At 36.5% G+C, this 18,647-nt stretch carries 16 protein-coding genes and 3 pseudogenes; 13 read left to right on the forward strand and 6 right to left on the reverse strand.

The window, feature by feature from the left end; all coding sequences use genetic code 11:
- The first annotated feature begins 60 nt into the window (after window positions 1–60).
- From AC3WSK_RS23245 to AC3WSK_RS23260, 4 genes are all read left to right on the forward strand, one after another.
- Window positions 61–2,319, forward strand: coding sequence for an MFS transporter (locus AC3WSK_RS23245; RefSeq protein ID WP_492414746.1), 2,259 nt, complete (start codon window positions 61–63; stop codon window positions 2,317–2,319).
- Window positions 2,316–2,984, forward strand: coding sequence for a histidine phosphatase family protein (locus tag AC3WSK_RS23250; protein WP_240518264.1), 669 nt, complete (start codon window positions 2,316–2,318; stop codon window positions 2,982–2,984). Before AC3WSK_RS23245 ends, AC3WSK_RS23250 begins: the two co-directional genes overlap by 4 nt.
- Window positions 2,985–3,178: 194 nt before the next feature.
- On the forward strand, window positions 3,179–4,015 hold the full coding sequence (locus AC3WSK_RS23255) for a D-alanyl-D-alanine carboxypeptidase family protein (RefSeq protein ID WP_079561335.1): 837 nt from the start codon (window positions 3,179–3,181) through the stop codon (window positions 4,013–4,015).
- 430 nt (window positions 4,016–4,445) lie between these two features.
- Entirely contained in the window at window positions 4,446–5,711 is a 1,266-nt protein-coding gene (locus AC3WSK_RS23260) for a polysaccharide deacetylase family protein (protein ID WP_079561336.1), read from the forward strand.
- Window positions 5,712–5,774: 63 nt separating this feature from the next.
- On the opposite strand, the gene gltS is transcribed toward AC3WSK_RS23260, so the two are convergent.
- Together gltS and hutG are read right to left on the reverse strand one after the other, a co-directional pair.
- The gene (gene gltS / locus AC3WSK_RS23265; protein ID WP_079561337.1) at window positions 5,775–6,959 is read right to left on the reverse strand and encodes a sodium/glutamate symporter; all 1,185 of its coding nucleotides are present in this window, start codon (window positions 6,957–6,959) and stop codon (window positions 5,775–5,777) included.
- Window positions 6,959–7,921: a formimidoylglutamase gene (gene hutG / locus AC3WSK_RS23270; RefSeq protein WP_079561338.1), complete on the reverse strand. Its 963-nt coding sequence runs from the start codon at window positions 7,919–7,921 to the stop codon at window positions 6,959–6,961. Before hutG ends, gltS begins: the two co-directional genes overlap by 1 nt.
- Window positions 7,922–8,061: 140 nt before the next feature.
- Between hutG and AC3WSK_RS23275 the strand changes: the two genes are divergently transcribed.
- The 7 genes and pseudogenes from AC3WSK_RS23275 to AC3WSK_RS23305 all read left to right on the forward strand — a co-directional run bounded on the left by AC3WSK_RS23275 (window position 8,062) and on the right by AC3WSK_RS23305 (window position 13,517).
- Window positions 8,062–8,949: a LysR family transcriptional regulator gene (locus AC3WSK_RS23275; protein ID WP_079561339.1), complete on the forward strand. Its 888-nt coding sequence runs from the start codon at window positions 8,062–8,064 to the stop codon at window positions 8,947–8,949.
- Between the two features lie 326 nt (window positions 8,950–9,275).
- On the forward strand, window positions 9,276–10,511 hold the full coding sequence (locus tag AC3WSK_RS23280) for an acyl-CoA dehydrogenase family protein (RefSeq protein ID WP_492414743.1): 1,236 nt from the start codon (window positions 9,276–9,278) through the stop codon (window positions 10,509–10,511).
- Window positions 10,508–11,284: an SDR family oxidoreductase gene (locus AC3WSK_RS23285; RefSeq protein WP_079561341.1), complete on the forward strand. Its 777-nt coding sequence runs from the start codon at window positions 10,508–10,510 to the stop codon at window positions 11,282–11,284. Before AC3WSK_RS23280 ends, AC3WSK_RS23285 begins: the two co-directional genes overlap by 4 nt.
- 12 nt (window positions 11,285–11,296) lie before the next feature.
- A complete protein-coding gene (locus AC3WSK_RS23290; protein ID WP_079561342.1) occupies window positions 11,297–12,340 on the forward strand; it encodes a phosphotransferase family protein in 1,044 nt (347 codons plus the stop codon).
- Between the two features lie 364 nt (window positions 12,341–12,704).
- Window positions 12,705–13,078, forward strand: a pseudogene (locus tag AC3WSK_RS23295) (DUF2975 domain-containing protein).
- Window positions 13,066–13,240: pseudogene (locus tag AC3WSK_RS23300) on the forward strand (helix-turn-helix domain-containing protein). Before AC3WSK_RS23295 ends, AC3WSK_RS23300 begins: the two co-directional pseudogenes overlap by 13 nt.
- 55 nt (window positions 13,241–13,295) lie before the next feature.
- On the forward strand, window positions 13,296–13,517 hold the full coding sequence (locus AC3WSK_RS23305; RefSeq protein WP_079561343.1) for a DUF3955 domain-containing protein: 222 nt from the start codon (window positions 13,296–13,298) through the stop codon (window positions 13,515–13,517).
- A gap of 54 nt (window positions 13,518–13,571) precedes the next feature.
- On the opposite strand, the gene AC3WSK_RS23310 is transcribed toward AC3WSK_RS23305, so the two are convergent.
- The gene (locus tag AC3WSK_RS23310) at window positions 13,572–14,057 is read right to left on the reverse strand and encodes a tetratricopeptide repeat protein (RefSeq protein ID WP_492414740.1); all 486 of its coding nucleotides are present in this window, start codon (window positions 14,055–14,057) and stop codon (window positions 13,572–13,574) included.
- A gap of 317 nt (window positions 14,058–14,374) precedes the next feature.
- On the opposite strand from AC3WSK_RS23310, the gene AC3WSK_RS23315 reads away from it, so the two are divergent.
- Window positions 14,375–15,220: an alpha/beta hydrolase gene (locus AC3WSK_RS23315; RefSeq protein ID WP_427482377.1), complete on the forward strand. Its 846-nt coding sequence runs from the start codon at window positions 14,375–14,377 to the stop codon at window positions 15,218–15,220.
- Window positions 15,221–15,326: 106 nt separating this feature from the next.
- Here AC3WSK_RS23315 and AC3WSK_RS23320 read toward each other — a convergent pair whose 3' ends face one another.
- Together AC3WSK_RS23320 and AC3WSK_RS23325 are read right to left on the reverse strand one after the other, a co-directional pair.
- Complete coding sequence (locus tag AC3WSK_RS23320; RefSeq protein ID WP_492414738.1) at window positions 15,327–15,776, reverse strand: ribosomal maturation YjgA family protein; 450 nt, start codon at window positions 15,774–15,776, stop codon at window positions 15,327–15,329.
- Window positions 15,777–15,869: 93 nt separating this feature from the next.
- Window positions 15,870–16,441: pseudogene (locus AC3WSK_RS23325) on the reverse strand (GNAT family N-acetyltransferase).
- 248 nt (window positions 16,442–16,689) lie between these two features.
- On the opposite strand from AC3WSK_RS23325, the gene AC3WSK_RS23330 reads away from it, so the two are divergent.
- Window positions 16,690–17,448: a class I SAM-dependent methyltransferase gene (locus AC3WSK_RS23330; protein ID WP_492414736.1), complete on the forward strand. Its 759-nt coding sequence runs from the start codon at window positions 16,690–16,692 to the stop codon at window positions 17,446–17,448.
- A gap of 123 nt (window positions 17,449–17,571) precedes the next feature.
- On the opposite strand, the gene AC3WSK_RS23335 is transcribed toward AC3WSK_RS23330, so the two are convergent.
- The gene (locus tag AC3WSK_RS23335; RefSeq protein ID WP_427482382.1) at window positions 17,572–18,327 is read right to left on the reverse strand and encodes a DUF1266 domain-containing protein; all 756 of its coding nucleotides are present in this window, start codon (window positions 18,325–18,327) and stop codon (window positions 17,572–17,574) included.
- Window positions 18,328–18,647 lie beyond the last annotated feature (320 nt).

The raw sequence follows: 18,647 nt of genomic DNA on the forward strand, positions 1-18,647 counted from the left end.
CATCCTTTAACCTGCAATAGAATATTTATGGAATAAATTGTAGGTAGGAGGATTAAAAAATTGGACGTAATAAAAAGGAAACTCAAATATTTTGTTAGAAAGCTATACACAAATCAAAAGCGTATTGAGCCATTGTCATTAGGTTGGAAAGGTGCCGCTACCGCTTTAAGTACGATGGCATTTCTAATGATTTTGATTCAAGGTAAGTTTTTATTAGATCAGCGTAGTTTTTTAGATTTCACTATTGGAATGCTCATATTTATTTTATCCGTAGTGCTAATAAGTGGTTTTATCACTCTTCTATTTAATGGAGTGAAAAAAATTCCTAGTCGATTTATATGGATACTCTTTAGTTCGCTAATATTTCTGTTGTTCTGCTTTTTCTCTTCTTCTTTGGAAGTAACTATCCTATTTATTCTATTAGTAGCGGTTGTTGTTTCTTTGTGGGGTGCATTATTATACAAATGGTTAAAGGGTAGCTATAAAAATGCAAAAAAATATCAAAAAGTTAGCGTCCTCACATGTTTATTTATATTGACTATTGGGATTGGAGCATGGAGTTATTGGTTGATTCATCCCGGGGATGCGAACACCCCAGTAGTTGTATTAAAGCAGCTGAAAACATCGAAACGGTATGACAATACTTTGCTTAAAAATCCAGCGAAACCGGGCAACTATCCAATTAGAAAGCTCACATACGGCAATCCGAATACTTATCGGGAAGTCTTTAACCAAAAAAATTCTTTGGCAACTAAAACAATAGACGCTTCCGATTTTATAGAAAAGTGGTCTTCCGTTCGCACGAAAACACTTGGTTTTGGACCTGATGAAATGCCGTTAAATGGTCCTGTGTGGTATCCAGAAGGAAAAGGAGACTTTCCGTTAGTAATGATTGTTCATGGAAACCATGTGATGACTGACTATTCTGATACAGGTTACGAATATTTAGGTAACCTTCTTGCGAGTAGGGGCTATATAGTTGTATCCGTAGATGAAAACTTTCTTAATGTATCTCCCTATGATGATATGTTTTTGGTCAGTCCGCTAAAGAATGAGAATCCAGCGAGAGGATTAATATTGCTAGAGCATTTAAAGGTGTGGGAAGAATGGAACAATACTGAAAGTAATCCATTTTATAAAAAAGTGGATATGGAACACATTGCACTGATTGGGCATTCCAGAGGCGGAGAAGCTATCGCGATTGCAGCTGCTTTTAACGAAATGCAACACCCACCTAGTAACGGAAATATTCAATTTGATTATAATTTCTCAATCCGCTCGCTTATTTCTATTGCTGGGGTAGACGGTCAATATATGCCTGCAGGGAAACCACTTCCGTTAAAAAACGTAAACTATTTGGCACTACAAGGGGCGCATGATATGGACGTAAATAGCTTTGATAGCTCTAATCAGCAATATCGGATTTCTTATACGAATAAAGATGATAATATGAATGCGTCGGTCTATATTTATGGAGCCAATCATGGGCAATTTAATGAAGGGTGGGGACGAGGCGATGTAGCCGGCACGGCTAACCAACTCTTTAACCTAAAACAAATTATGCCTCGCGAACAGCAAGAAACCGTCACGAAAGTATTGATTTCTGCTTTTTTAGATAGTACGTTGAAAGAAAAGAAACGATACAAGGAGATTTTTAAAGATTTAGGTTATGCTAAAGAATGGCTTCCTGACACGCTGTATATCAATAATTACTACGATTCGCAAACTTCTTTAATTGCTACGTTCAATGAAGATATTGATCTAAACACGACCACTGTCCCAGGCGGCAAACTGTTCGGCAAGAACTTGAAGGAATGGAAAGAGGAAAAAGTCAAAATGAAAAATGACGGAGCAGATTATAGTGCCGTTCGTTTAGGTTGGGATTCAAAAGACAAATTTTCTTCAGCTTTTTATACATTAAGCCTTCCTGAGAATGGATTAGAGATAGGGCCGAACAGTTCTATCGTATTTTCACTTGCAGATAATAGAGAAGAAGAAAGAGAGAACAATCAGGAGGAACTAATTGATTTTACAGTCACTGTAGAAGACAGCAATGGTAAACGGGCGAGCCTGCCTCTTAGCTATATAGCCAAATTGACACCTGCCATAAAAGGAAAGTTACTGAAAAAACCTTTTTCCAATGTAGGTAATACGACGGAACCAGTGTTTCAATATTATGGATTTTCATTGAACGATTTTAAAGAAGTAAATCCACAGTTTGATCCATTGAAGCTAAATAAGATCCATTTCCAATTTAATTTAACCGAACAAGGGACAATACTAATGAATAATATTGGGATTAGAAATGAAAATATATGAAAATATTAGTAATAACTAGGGAGAAAGTATGGGGGGACAATATTGAAGAACCAAACGATTTACTTACTTCGTCATGGGGAAACGGAATTAATACACAAGGACGATACCAAGGAGAGCTCGATTCTCCATTAACAGAAGTGGGTGTACAACAAGTACAACAAAACGCACAAATACTGAAAAGTTTAATTGGAAATCCTAATGAATGGAAAATTGTGTCGAGTCCATTAGGAAGAGCCATGCAAAGTACTGAAATCATTTGTGAAACAATAGGATATGATGTGAAAAATGTTGAAAAAGATGAACGATTAACTGAGGTTGCTGTGGGACAATGGGCTGGGTTAACGACGAAAGAAATTGAAAGTTCTTGGCCAAATCTTTTTCAAAATACAGATGTGTATAACTGGTATTTTAATGCGCCTAATGGAGAAGCGTATGACTCGGTAGTGTGCAGACTAAGTGCTTGGTTAAAAGGCATGCAACATGTACCAAATGTGATTGCTATTTCACATGGTCTAACAGGTCGTATTTTACGAGGGATTTATGCTGATTTAAAAAAGGAAGATGCACTGAAGCTAGAAGTGTCTCAAAATATATTTTTTAAATTAACGAATAAAACAATCACAAGAATATGTTCGGATTTTGATGATGTTTATCTTCATTTATAATGTTTTTTCACGAAAGTGTAGCGACAGGTACAGAAGACTCCTACCTTTGAAGGTGAAGATGAATGACGGTAAAGTCTCCTGACGCAATTACGCCAAGACGAAATTAATTAAAGAACCTTAAGAATTTCTTCATAAATTTCCTACAGGAATATTCATAAAAGCCTCCTATTATAATGAGTGGGGGGCGTTTTTTTATGAAGAAATTTGTCGTGTTTTGTTTTATATGTGCGGTTGCATTCTTTTTTTATTATACAAATAACTTAACGGAACAAACCGAAATTGAGCTACCTTCGTTGCATAGTAAAAATGCGTTGTTGCTGAATGAAAAAGGAGATATATTATTCGAAAAAAGTGCAGATGCCATTATCTATCCTGCATCATTAACGAAAATTATGACAGCGATTGTTGCCATTGAAATGACTACTGATCTGCAGAAGCAAACAATCGTTGAACCACAAACAATTTCTAAATTTACTGCTCAAAATGCGTCCATGGCTGGCTTTAAGGCAGGAGATTTTGTGACGATAGAGGATTTATTATATGGTACATTGCTTGCTTCTGGGGCGGATGCTACAGGAACACTTGCGGATGCGATTGCAGGAAGTGAAGAATCATTTGTGACATTAATGAATAATAAAGCACATGAATTAGGGCTGAATGATACTCACTTTGTGAATGCCAGCGGATTACATGATCCTGCTCATGTCTCCAGTGTACGAGATATTAGCAAGCTGTTTCGTTATGCTATTGAAAATCCTATCTTTTATCAAATTTTGACTTCAAAAAGCTATAGTACTCATGTGCCTAATGAATTAACGATAACAAGCTCACTTTTGACGAAAATACCAGGCGGAGAAGGTGCGATATTGGGAGGGAAAACGGGATATACACCTGAAGCGGGTCTTTGCTTAGCGTCAATAATCGAAAAAGATGGAAAACGATATATATTCGTGACGACGAATGCAGATGGGCAGGCCTGGACACCACCATTCCATATTGAAGATGCTCTGACAGCGTACGATTCGCTGTAGGGAAAAATATGAAAAAATAACAACTTTTTAATTGTTTCAACCGTCTTCTTTTATAGGGAGCACGCATAAACACTTGAAAAAAGGCGTCTTGGGAGCCTTTTTTCGGGAATACATTCGATCAGTTTGATTTATAAGGGGAGGTGTATTGTAATCATTGAAAGTTTTTTAGAAAAGAATAAGCAAACAATTCAACAATATGCCGTATTTATTACTTGATTAGAGTGGAGGTTGGGCGACTCTAGGAAAAAGCCCAGCCGAAACAGAAATCAATCCTACGTTATGGCGTGTTCCATTTTTATTCACAAAAAGTAGTTGATTCCTACTATTTCCTGGCACAATCTATTAATCTATAATTAGAGTCGAATTCTATACTTTAATAGAAAAAGCACATGAGAAAAGACATCTGTGATGAAAAGGGCGGTGTAGAACAATGAAAAAAATTTTACCCTTTGCAATTATTTTGACATTTTTAATTAGTTTTGTGTTTGTAGATAATGAAGCTGCAAATGCTGGGGGTACATCTGTTATTCAATCAGTAGCTAAAGACACAGCAATTTATGAAGATCCTTCCGTAGAAAGTACCGAAATTGGTCAAATAACGAAAGGTAGTTATGTAACAGCTACACCTGTAAGTAAGAAATGGACTCAAATTAAAGTGCAACAGCTAGAGGGATATGTTGAGACGGCAGCATTAGTAAGCACGACACCTGAAATTTATTTAGTGACGCAAAAAGGCGGAACATCTTTATTTACATATCCAAGTCCAAATGCACAAAAAACGGGACTGCTTAATGAAAACAGTATTATCTTTGTATATGGATCAGCACCTGGAGGTTGGTCATTTGTTCAATATGGTCATCAAACAGGCTATGTTGCAACAAATTCTTTAAAGAAACCAGTTGCGACAACAAAACGAGTAAATGCTGCTAATGGTGCTATGCTTCGTTTAACTGCTAGCCCAAATGGCGAGATTCTTGGCACGATTGCTAATAAAACAGTCGTTCAACAGTACACAACGCTAGTTGGCTGGGCCTATGTAGAAGCTGGTGAACAAAAGGGCTATGTGAAAGCTTCTGAGCTGGCGAATATCCAAATACCTGGTAATAAAATATATAATAAAGGTGTACCAGTAGCGAAAGGGGAAAAGAAGCGTGTGGCTTTAACATTCGATGATGGGCCAGATGCAAAAGTTACCCCACAAATTTTAGCGACTTTAAAGAAATATAATGCAAAAGCAACATTTTTTATGGTTGGGCCAAACGCCTCTAAAAACTCAGCAATCGTAAAGAACGTTTATGAGGCTGGTCATGAATTAGGCAATCATACATGGAACCATCCAAAGTTAACAGGCTTATCGCCAGCAAATGTTAAACAAGAGGTTGATCGAACTAGCAATGCTATTTATGCATCCATCGGTCAATATCCAACGGTTTTCCGTCCACCATATGGCGCAGTGAATGATAAAGTTCGTTCTGTCATTACAATGCCTTCTATTCTATGGTCAATCGATACATTAGATTGGAAGCATCACAATGCTGATAAAATATTAGCGTCTGTGAAAGCATCAGTGAAAGATGGCAGCATTGTTTTAATGCATGATATTCATCAAACGACAGCAAATGGTTTGGAAAGTGTAATTCTTTACTTGCAAAAGCAAGGCTATGAATTTGTAACTGTTAGTGAAATATTACAATAAACTATAGGCAATAAAATAAGGCCGTGCAACTGTCTAATAAAGACAATTGCACGGCCTTATTGATTATTTAAATAGATTAATAGTCGTGATAATAATTGGAATACCGAATACGTCGATTAAAAACGCTCCTACAATTGGTACGACAAGAAATGCTTTTTTCGATGGACCGAAGCGTTGGACAACTGCTGACATATTAGCCATCGCATTTGGCGTTGCCCCTAAGCCGTGTCCTGCAAAACCGGCAACCATAACTGCAGCATCGTAGTTTTTACCAAGAATCTTAAATAATACAAAGATACTAAATACGACAATGAAGAATACTTGCGCGAAAACAATAATGAATAATGGAAGTGCTAAATCAGCGATTTCCCATAATTTAATACTCATTAGTGCCATAGAAAGGAAGATCCCTAATGTTACATCGCCAATTAAAGAAATGCTTTTCATGTTAATCGCTTCAGGGTTTATTTTATCCATAATATTGCGCACTAATACAGCTACAAACATTGCACCAACATAGCCAGGTAGTACGAAGCCAGTAGCTTCTGAGAATAATGTTCCAACATATGTACCTACTGCCATACAGAACGTGATGAATAATACTTGTGTAAAGAATGAATCAGATGTAATTTGTTCATTTTTATTTTCAAAATCAACTTCTTCAGTTTCTTGTTCATCTGGCGTTAAATTGTATTTACCAACTAAGTACTTTACAATAGGACCACCGATTAAGCCACCAGCAACTAAACCACATGTAGCTGCTGCCGCACCGATTGTCATGGCTGAAGAAATACCTAAGTCTTCTAATGTTTGTCCAAATGCTGCAGCGGCACCATGACCGCCTTCCATAGAAACAGCGCCAGCCATCATCCCGATTAATGGATGAATCCCCATTAGTGATGCAAGTGACACACCAATAACATTTTGCATTAAAGCTAAGAAACCACAAGCTAACCAATAAATAACTAATAATTTTCCACCAAGCTTCACAAGTTTAAAGCTTGCCCCTAAACCAATTGTTGTGAAGAAAGTAATCATAAATAAGCTTTGTAACGACGTATCAAGCGAAATTTCTATGACGTCAGTTGTCTTTAGAATAGTTGCTAATGCGGCGAACAGTAAGCCACCAACAACTGGCGCCGGTATACAAAACCTTTTTAAAAACCCGATTTTATTGATAAGCCAGCTGCCCAATGCGAATAGGGCAACTGCTAGAAATACTGTTGTAATTTGATTGAATTCGATCATTAACCATGTCTCCTAAGTAAGTGATTTAGTGCTTCATAAACAAAATAAGCACCTAATTTAACTGTGTGTCCGTTCTCATCCAGTGAAGGGTTTACCTCACAAATATCAAAAGAATGTGTATTTGGGTGCGAAGTTACTGTTTGAAGTATTGTGCGAACAGTTTTTGGATCTAGTCCAAACGGTGATGGAGCACTAACTCCTGGTGCAAATGCAGCGTTTAGCACATCCATACATAACGTTAAAAGAATATAATCATGACTATCCATAAATTGCTGAAGATCATTTAAGGTTTGCGCCATATTTTCTGGCGTCAGGTTATCTTCTAACACATAATTTACATTCAACTCATTGGCTTTATCAAATAGCTCTTTTGTATTACCGTAACGTTGTATGCCTAGAACAAAGTAATCGGCATGTGGATCCTGCTCTAAAATCTGACGGAACATTGTGCCGGACGATGGCTGTTCATCATATGGTCGTAAATCGAAATGAGCGTCGATATTGACGATCCCTATTTCTGCATCTTTAGGTAAAGCTGAGCGAACGCCTAAGTAATGTCCGTATAGTGTTTCGTGTCCTCCGCCAAGCACGACACATTGTAATTTTTTGTTTAGCAATGTTTTGACAATTTCACCGAGCTCACGCTGTGCTTCTTCTAATGCATGATTTAGACAAATAACGTTACCGACATCTATAATTTGCTGTTCATCATCAAATGTCCAAGGTAGGCTAGATAATGCCTCACGCAGAGCATTAGGTGCACTTGCTGCGCCTATACGTCCTTGATTACGACGTACACCTTCCTCACAAATAAAGCCAACAATTCCGGCATGGTGATTATCTGAAGCATTGACATCATTAATAGGAATTCTTTTTACTTTTTGATGTAAACGAAAACTACTCGTATTAGTAGTTGAATCTATACGACCTTTCCATTGTTTTTGATCTGTCATTGTATACATATCAGTATCAACTCCGTTTCCAATATTATTGTAGTGAAAATATTGTTATGAATAAATTATATATTCGCATAATTATAATATCTAATATATAATTATTATTAATCTATAGCTTTAAACTATAAATGGGAAGGGATGTTGTTGTGGATATTAAACAATTGCAATATTTTATAGCAGTTGCGGGGCAAATGAATTTCTCGAAGGCTGCTGAAAAACTGCATATTTCTCAGCCTTCTCTAAGTAATGCTATTAAAAAATTAGAGCAAGAAATTGGTTCACCGTTGCTTGAAAGGAATACGAGAAATCTTCAATTAACAGAGGCAGGTGAGCTTTTATATGAACGAGCAAAAGTTATATTGAAAAACATGGAAGTTTTAAAAATTGAAATGGATGAGGTCATTGTACGTGGTACGAGCGAAATAACGATTGGCATAATGGAATCGATTAAGCATTGGCTCCCAAAAGTTATTACAGAGTATAAAAAAGAGTACCCAGAAATGATGATTCATCTAGTAGATATTTTAGGGAGTAAGCGTGTTGAAAAATCGCTTAAAAGCTATAAAACACATTTAATTATTACAAATCAAATCATGGATGATGAGGATCTCGAAGTTAAATGCTTATATGAAGAGCGACTTGTAGCCGTTTTACCATTAAATCACCCATTAGCAGAGAAGGAAAGGTTGACGATCGCCGATTTAAGTGAGGAGCCATTTATTATTAGTACAGAGGGCTTTCAAACGAGACAAGACATTTTAGATGCATTCGCAAGGGCTGACAAAAACATTAATATACAATTTGAGATTGAACGTTTTGAGACAGCTGTGTCTCTTGTTCGTGAAAATTTAGGGATTACCATTCTACCTGAAAATTATTTAAAAGGTCCTACCGCTAACACGATTGTACAAAAAGAAATTGATTGTCCTAATTTGCGACGAAATGTGTATGTAGTGTATTTAAAAAATCGCCATCTACCTTTAGCTATTCGTCAATTGCTTACAGATATTATGGCAGTAGGCAAAACGCTTTAAAATGTGAAAGACTAATGTAATTAAGAAGAGTAACTTCTTTGAATGAGAAGTTACTCTTTTTTATCTTCACGTACTGATATTAAAAGAAGCTATTACGATTTGAATATACATATTATGGTAAAATAGTTTTTGGCTTGTGTTTTATTATCGTAATGTGATGACTTATTCGCTTGAAATATTGTCTTAAGTATGAATTTTCTCTATAATTCAAATTTTTGATTAATAGACATTGATTTACAATAAATATAGCGGTAACATTTAATGTAAGAATAAAAATGAATATTCATTCATTTGTCATTTTGAGTTCAAACAAAGGGGGCTTTTTTATGAACTTTTCTTATAGCAAAAAAGTAGTAGAACTGCAAGAGAAGCTGACAAATTTTATGGAGCAATACATTTATCCGAACGAGGCAGTGTATGCTGCACAAGTAGAGGCAATGGAGGATCGTTGGGGAGCGATTCCACCAATTATGGAGGAGTTAAAGCAAAAGGCAAAAGAAGCGGGCTTATGGAATTTATTTTTGCCAGATAGCGAATATGGAGCAGGTTTGACGAATTTAGAATATGCACCATTATGTGAAATAATGGGACGCTCTTTACTTGCGCCAGAAGTGTTTAATTGTAATGCACCAGATACGGGAAATATTGAGGTACTTGTGCGTTACGGCTCAGAACAGCAGAAAAAGCAATGGCTAGAGCCGCTATTACGTGGAGAAATACGTTCCTGCTTTGCAATGACTGAGCCAGCAGTTGCCTCTAGTGATGCAACAAATATCGAGGCAAGCATTGAACGTGATGGCGATTATTATATTTTAAATGGACATAAGTGGTGGACAACAGGAGCTGGGGATCCACGCTGTAAAATCGCCATTTTTATGGGGAAACATAAAGATACTACAGCACCTATTCATGAGCAACAGTCGATGATCTTAGTGCCGATGGATACTCCTGGAGTGAAAATTGAGCGTATGCTTACTGCATTTGGCTATGATCACGCACCTGAAGGACACGGTGAGGTGACGTTTACGAATGTTCGAGTACCTGTTGAAAATATATTGTGGGGAGAAGGCAAAGGCTTTGCGATTGCGCAAGGTCGTTTAGGGCCAGGTCGTATCCATCACTGTATGCGCCTGATTGGAGCCGCTGAACGTGCATTAGAAGAAATGTGTGTGCGTGTAAGTGAGCGACACGCTTTCCATCGAGCGCTCGCAGACCAAGGTGTGATGCGCGAGCGTATTGCGGAGTCCCGTATTGATATTGAGCAGGCAAGGCTCTTAACGTTAAAGGCGGCGTATATGATGGACACAGTAGGGAATAAAGAAGCGAAAGCAGAAATTGCTATGATTAAAGTAGTGGCGCCAAATATGGCATTAAGAGTGATTGACCGAGCGATTCAAGCATTCGGTGCTGCTGGAGTAGGACCTGATACGACGCTTGCTGCACAATGGGCAAATTCTCGTACATTACGATTAGCAGATGGACCGGATGAAGTGCATCGTAACACAGTTGCTAAGCTGGAGCTTAAGAAGCATGCCAAAAAACAAGAGGAGCTGGTGAAATGACGGTACTAGATTTATTTAGCTTAAAAGGGAAAACGGCCATCGTAACTGGCGGAGGTCGTGGTCTTGGAGCTCAAATCGCACAAGGCTTTGCAGAAGCAGGTGCCAACGTTGTACTTTGCTCAAGAAAGGTTGAGGCATGCGAAGAGGTTGCGGCAGAATTAGCTGATTTAGGTGTACAAACATTAGCGCTTGACTGTGATGTAACAAAGCCAGAAGATATAGCGAATGTAGTGACAAAAACGCTTGAAACATTCGGCCAAATTGATATTTTAGTTAATAACAGTGGGGCGTCTTGGGGTACTCCTGCCGTTGAAATGCCATATAAAGCTTGGCAAAAAGTCTTCGATGTTAACGTCAATGGTACATTTTTAATGAGCCAAGCTGTTGGCAAAATAATGCTAGAACAAAAGAGTGGAAAAATCATCAATATCGCTTCGGTTGCAGGGCTTGGCGGTACACTACCTGAATTCATGGATACAATTGGTTATAACGCAAGTAAAGGCGCGGTCATTACGCTAACAAAAGATTTAGCCGTAAAATGGGGACCATATGGCGTTAATGTGAATGCGATTGCCCCAGGATTTTTCCCAACAAAAATGTCAAAGGTTTTAATTGAGCGCGGACAAGATTATTTAATGGGCGTGACGCCTTTAAAACGATTAGGAACTGAAAATGACCTAAAAGGCGTTGCATTATTTTTAGCCGCGGCTGCCTCAGATTATATTACGGGGGATGTCATAGTTGTGGATGGCGGTATGAGCTCAATCATTTAAGGGAGGGGTATAATGGATACGATACAAGTAAGGGCAAGTGAACGTATAGATGAAGTGAAATTACACTCATTTTTAAAGAGTCAATTTCCGGAATTACCAGAGGGGAAACTAGAAATTTCACAGTTTAGTGCAGGACATTCAAATTTGACTTATTGCCTAAAAGTAGGCGAATTTGAAGTGGTTCTGCGACGGCCTCCACATGGACCAGTCGCCAAAAAAGCGCATGATATGAAACGTGAGTTTACGATTATATCGGCATTACATCCATTTTTATCTGCAGTACCTAAACCGTATGTGTACGTGGACGACCGAGATATAATCGGCAGTGATTTCTTTCTAATGGAACGCAAAAAGGGTATCGTACTAGATACTCATTTTCCATCTGGCACTGATAATACGGAGGAATTAGGACGTCTCGTTTCGGAAAAGATGGTTGATTCACTTGTAGCTCTTCATGCAATACCATATAAGGAAACGCAATTAAAAGATATGGTGAAGCCAGAAGGATTTATGGAACGACAAGTACATGGGTGGATTGAGCGCTATGACAAAGCGAAAACGGCAGAACATGCTGAAGTAGCAGCGTTGACTAAGTGGTTAGAGGACCATGTACCTTCTAATGGTGAAGCAACTATTATTCATTATGATTACAAGCTTAATAACGCTATGTTTTCCAGCGATTATTCTGAAATGATGGGTCTTTTTGATTTGGAGATGACAACTGTAGGGGACCCATTAGCAGATTTAGGGGTAGCTATGAGCTATTGGATGCATGCAGATGATCCAAAAATGCTGCTATACGCATTTGGAGAACCACCAATAACGACTTTAACAGGGTTTTATACGCGTAAGGAATTCATAAACCGCTATGCTGAGAAAAGCGGACGTGATGTTTCGGCCATCGATTATTATATTACATTTGCCTACTTTAAATTAGCTGTAATTTGTCAGCAAATCTATTATCGATACGTCAACGGTCAAACAAAAGACGATCGTTTTGCACAAATGGATAAAATGGTAGCTGCTCTAATTCATCAGGCTTCCAAAGCACTATAACTATAAAAAATAACGGTTGCTTGTCCGAGCAGCCGTTTTATTATTGCCAAAACAACAGATTATCCGACATTAGTTTTTATATTATTAAGATATATTCTCGCACCCAATTTATTTTTATAACAAAATATTCCCGTGAAAAAATTAAGGGGGTGCGAATATATGTTCTTATTTTATCATATTTCATTAATCTAGCAAGCATTTTGGCTAAAAAGGGGAAGGTATATGCAGTTACAATAATTATTTATTGTTTTACGATAAATAATTATTGACTTGGAATGAATGACAAGATAATATGTCATTAGCAAGTTATGAACAAAGATAATTATCAAGATGGTTAAAATTGATAATTGTATTATTGTTCGGTATTTATATAGGGCCACAAACAGGCAAGGAAGATTTACTAGACAAAGAAGAACTACAAGCACTATATAATCCATTTATTGCATTTGGATAACGTGGATTCCATTTTTATTGGCTCTAATCAAGATATTACGGACTCGAACGCAGATTAATTAAAAATACTAAGTGTGTTAGCCATGATCTAAGGTGTCTTATATGTAGCTGCGTTACTTTATATTTTTTCGGTTGGTAGCTATCACACGAATGTCCTAGATTTTATTCTTTGCAATCGTCATCTCAGTCTTTACTTCAATGCTTTCTTATTTAGTAAGAAAAGCAAGTGAGATAAAGCAGGATAATGATCTAACGATTGAGGTGTGTAAACGATGGTTATCATAGTAAATCTCGATGTCATGCTGGCCAAAAGAAAAATGGTGTGTTACAGAATTATCAGAAAAACTAGGCAATACAATGGCGAATGTTTCTAACTTGAAAAATGGAAAGGCAAAAGCCGTTAAATTTCCTACATTAGAAAAAATATGCGAAGTTTTAGACTGCTAACCAGGTGACATTTTGGAATATAGAAAAAATGAGGATAATGAATAATAGGAGAAGAATGATGAAAAAATATATACTTGCAACTTTACCGATTTTAATAGGAATTTTATGTTTATTTACGAAGGGAATTATCGGGGATGAAATACTGCCAGATGGAACACTCATAGAAAGAAACTTCTTTTTAATTCCTTTAAGTTATTTATTTTTCTTTAGCGGTATAATTTCATTAGTATTTGTTGCAATTATTTCTACCGATAAAAAGACAAATATTGTGAAGTAATATGAAAAGATCAGGTTACCAAATAGGAGCCTGGTCTTTTCTGCGTTTATTTTGTTATTCCCACGTTTGATCAAGTTTATCACTGTAAAACTTTATGGCTTTACGATAGTCTTTTATACCTTCATCATTAGTAGTGTCAACTACTGTATTTAACAAAGTTTCCATAGCCTTTGAATGTTCCCTAAGATTATAGAGAGTCATTGCATAAAATACCTTTACATGTTCGGCTTCGGGAAACTCACTTATGGCTTGTTCAAAAATACGTTTTGCCTGTTCATATTGCCCTAATGTACGATAAGTACTTCCTAACCCTACATAAGCATCTAGTAAAATTTCTGATTCGAGCCCTAGTTGAATCGCTTTTTCATAGTGGGGAACAGCGTCATTTTCTTTTCCTAATGAATCATATGTCCATGCACATTGAAATTGGTAATATCCATTTTCAGGATCTTCTTTAACTAGTGCTACCATTAATTGATTTGCTTCTTCCAATCGACCATTCTCCCGCAAGGTTATGATGTGTTGTAACTGTTTATCCATGTTCTTGTATCCTCTAACTTTCTATATTTTTCTAATATTTAATAATTTTAAACTACTAAATTTTTATTGTATACTTGATTCACATTTTTAAAAATTTTACTTTTCTATATTATCAGGCATTTTGGTAGAGAAAAATAGAATTAGTATTGTTCGATAAAAGGCTTTTTAAATTACATATAAAATAATAATGAGAGGTGAGGTAGGATGCTGGAGCGTTCTATGGAGAAAACACGGGAACGTAAAATAGAAAGGGAGTGATAAGGAGAAGAGCATTAAAATATGGCTCTTCGATATAAAAAGAAAAGAGGACGATTATAATGAATAGTTATCAAAGCATTTTAAATGAAGGTTTTGAATTGAAATATTGTGTGAAGGGACAAGGTAAGCCAATATTGGTAGTGGGTAGCAGTGTATATTATCCACGCTTGTTCTCGGAAAATTTATATAAACAATTTCGATTTATCTTTTTGGATCATAGAGGGTTTGTGAAGCCACCACGTGCTTTAAAGAAAGAAGATTATACTTTGGATAAAATTGTCGAGGATATCGAAGCAGCAAGACAATTATTAAAGCTTGAGGATTTTATCATTTTAGGACATTCTGGACATGCATTTATGGCGATTGCGTATGCCGAAAAATATCCTCAAAATGTTCAGAAGGTCATTTTATTAAATTCAGCACCGACAAACAGTCAGGAGAGACAGCAGCAAAGTTTTTCATTTTTTAATGAGACGGCTAATGCTGAACGAACAAAACAATTTGAGCATGATATTGCTTTGTTAGAGAATGATATTCACAATGATCCAGAGAGAAGATTTGTGCATATGTGTATTCGTATGGGAGCGCATAGCTTTTATGACTACACGTTCGATGCTGCTTATATGTGGGAAGGCGTCTATACAAATATGGATGTTATTGATTATCTTTGGGGTGTAGCTTTTGCTGAACGAAATCTAATCCAATCTACGGCTCATTTAGATAAACCTATTTTGGTAGGGTTAGGAAAGTATGATTATTTAGTCGCTCCTGTTTCACTTTGGGATGTAATTAATGATTCATTTGAAAACGTGAAGAAGCTCATTTTTGAAAAAAGCGGCCATAACCCAATGTTTGAAGAACCGGATATTTTTGATAAAGAATTAATCAATTGGATTAATGAATAGATGATGACCATTCCTCATATAGGTTTGTAATAAAGATTGATCATTTAAAATATGGTTTATTAATTTAACCCTAAATATAAAATCGCTAGAGACTTAATATAATTCTCTAGCGATTTTCCATGTAACTTCGAAGCCTTAATTTAATTGCCGCTGTATCCAAAACAGTAGCGATTATGATCCCCGCTGTATATCGAACCAAATCCTCTACAAGAAAGCCTTTGCCAAGTATCAAAGCCCCGAGCGTAGTCCCACGAATCTGATTAATCCAGTCTTCCTGATATAACTGGCTAAATTCAATGCCGAAGCTAAACAAAAGACTGAGCCAAATAGCTGTGAGGACGCTTTTACCCACTAGCAACAATCGAAATCCGAAATAGACCATCATAGCCCATAGTATGTCTCCTGCGTTCTGCGCTACAAATGACGGGAGTAGGGTACTCCAATTTCTTGAAGCTAAGCCGAGTGAAATGGTGATAACAATAGCTATCAAATAAGTTACTCGTATTTTATGGTATTGCAAGTTGATAGGTTTATGCCCATTAGTCAATAGAACCACTCTTTCGGTTGTTAATATTAATCCATTATCTCATAAATGATGTCCGAAAGAATTATCTGTATAAGCACCTTTGACGAAAGAGTACCTAATTATTTAGTTCACCATGTAATCTTCTTTAAGCAAACTGTATACTTCTAAATCTACAACACCTTTACCAGACCATACTTTAGCTTGTCTCAAAAGTCCTTCTTTTAGAAAACTATTTTTTAGGAGAATCTTTTTAGATGCTTCATTTAACGGCATTACTTCGGCCTGTATTCGATTTATATTAACTTCCTCAAATAAAAATTTGACAAGTATGTTAACCGCATCAGATGCAAGGCCTTTACCCCAATAGTCCTCTGCTAAATAGTAACCAATCGTCACCATATTCACTTTTTGATTAAATTCCATTGCTTCTATAATACCTACTAATTGATCGCTATGAGATTTTTGAAAAATGCCCCATTTAACTATGCTTTCCTTCTTGTAATCTCTATCAAAATGCCCAATCATTTTATTCACTGTTTGGATATTATGTTTAGGGATTATCCCGCAGTATTCAAATACTTTTTCATTATCATAAATTGCAAATAGTTCCTGTAAATGTGCATTTTCAATTTTTTTAGTACTAGCTTTTCGGAGTTTAATAATGGGAACTCTGCAAACACTTTTTCTTTATTCATAGCATTCTCTCCTTATTTTTTAATGAGCACAAGAACAGCAGTAAGGTTCTTCTTACTATTATTCAGTTCTTTTGGGAATTAAGAAAATATTTGTAAAAAATAAAGTAATTATGTATAATTTTACTATATTCTTTAAGAAAGTGAGTGATTAATTATGAAAGTCAGCTCTATTTTTTCATCAAACATAAATAAGGTGTGGAAGAACTAAGTATAATAGATTCTTCTGCAAAAAAATCGGAGGAATTACTTTGTATAGTTATTACGGTCCATTATGTACAGAACTTTATGATTTGACAAAACCAGTAGGATATTCTATTGGTGGGGATATTGAATATTATCTTGAACGACTAAAGGGAACTAAGGGAAAAGTGCTTGAAGCGGGGGTTGGTTCTGGACGCTTCTTAATTCCTTTACTTGAAAAGGGATATAAAGTTGAGGGAATTGATTACTCACCTGAAATGTTAGATTTATGCAGAAAACGTTGTGAAGAAAGAGGATTCATGCCAAATCTATATGAAGGTAACTTGAGCAAGTTTTCAATAGACTCGAAATTTGAAGCGATTGTTATGCCTACAGGTTCTTTATGCTTAATAGAGAATTCAAAAGATGCGATGGATGCATTAAAATGTATGTATAATCATTTGATACCTGGAGGACGCTTAATTGTAGACTTGCTTTTACCTACAGACTGGCGAACAGGGGAAACTTCTTCATCTTACTATGAAATTTCGAAAAAGGAAGGAATTGCATTAGAAAGAAAAGCCGTTGAAATGAACTGGATTGATCAATATACGCTAACCGTTTTGAAATATGAAAAATGGAGAAATGGTAAATTAATAGATTCAGAATTACAAAGATTTCCGTTGCGATGGTACGGAATAGAAGAATTCCAGCACATTTTAACAAGCTTAGGTTTTTCTGATATTACTTGTTCAGCTGAATATATTTATAATAAAAAGCCTTCAAAAGAGCATTCATTAATTACATTTGAAGCTGTTCGTAAATAAGTAAACCTGCTAGATTTTAGCTAAGAAAGTAGCTAAATATCTAGCAGGTTTTTGTTTTAATCATCATTTATTTCTTTGTACTCTAAATAGAATACACTCTTGGACCTTGTCCAATGTTAAGTTTTAGACTTTTTGTACCGCTGATCGATTAATACTAAATTCATTCCAAATCGAGCCATCTTCTTTTAGCAATTCTTTTCCACTCCAAATGATGTCGTAAATGTCACCCTCGTAAGCAATGGCACGACCAAATGCAAATGAAATAAAATAGTCATTCCATGATTGGAAGAAATGGCTGCCGGCATCAGCTGCTCTCGCAATATAGCCCCATGCCTGTTCTTCGGTTAAATAACCAACTATGTAGCTCCATCTTGCAATATTTACAGCTCGGTCAAAATCCCATGCGGCAATAGTGTCCACACGGTCATAGTCTGATTTTGCAAAGGAAAGCTGCTTCATCATTACTTCTTGCGCAGATTCATAGCATTTCTGTGATTTGCCCACTTCTTCCTCTGTAAAAGTCTGGCCAGCTTTCAACGCCATAAAGAGCTCGTCATACCTTGCACGATGTCCTTCCATAAGAAGCCATTCTAAGGTTTCTACAGCCTCCTCTGGATTACTAACGTCCCAGTATGAAGAAAGACCTTCTTTCAATGTCTCGTGATCTACCTTCACTGGCAGTATCCGAGGAGACTCAGACCGGTAAAGAGCTATATTGGCACCGTAGGCAAGCAAATGCTGTTTCTCTTTCGGTAAAGGGTTAGCCGCCTCCATTTCTAACTGTGATTTTTTTGCGTTTTTCACAATTCGTTTGCTCGCAATAATTAAACCAACAATAAGTAAAACCACAACAGCTACAATAATTCCTACAATCTTCAAACTACACATTCCTTTCCGTGTTTTTATTTGGCGAAGTTTAAACAAGAATCATTTACTTCGAACAAAATACAGTAAAATTATACATTTATAGGTAGCAATATACAATGAAACTATTTTATTACTTATAGGTGAAAGTGAGGATGATATTTGTAGGTGTAAAGAATATGGCACGAGTGATTGAAAGGCACTAAAGATAGGGACATGAAGCGGAAGGTAGCTCTTAACGTTTTTTACTAGGTGAAATGGATGCGGATTTAAGCTACTTTTCAGCGAGTACTCAAACACTCGCTGAAAGAAATTAATGCTTTAGGAAAATATAA

The organism is Lysinibacillus sp. EB271-A1-10B (assembly GCF_058791335.1).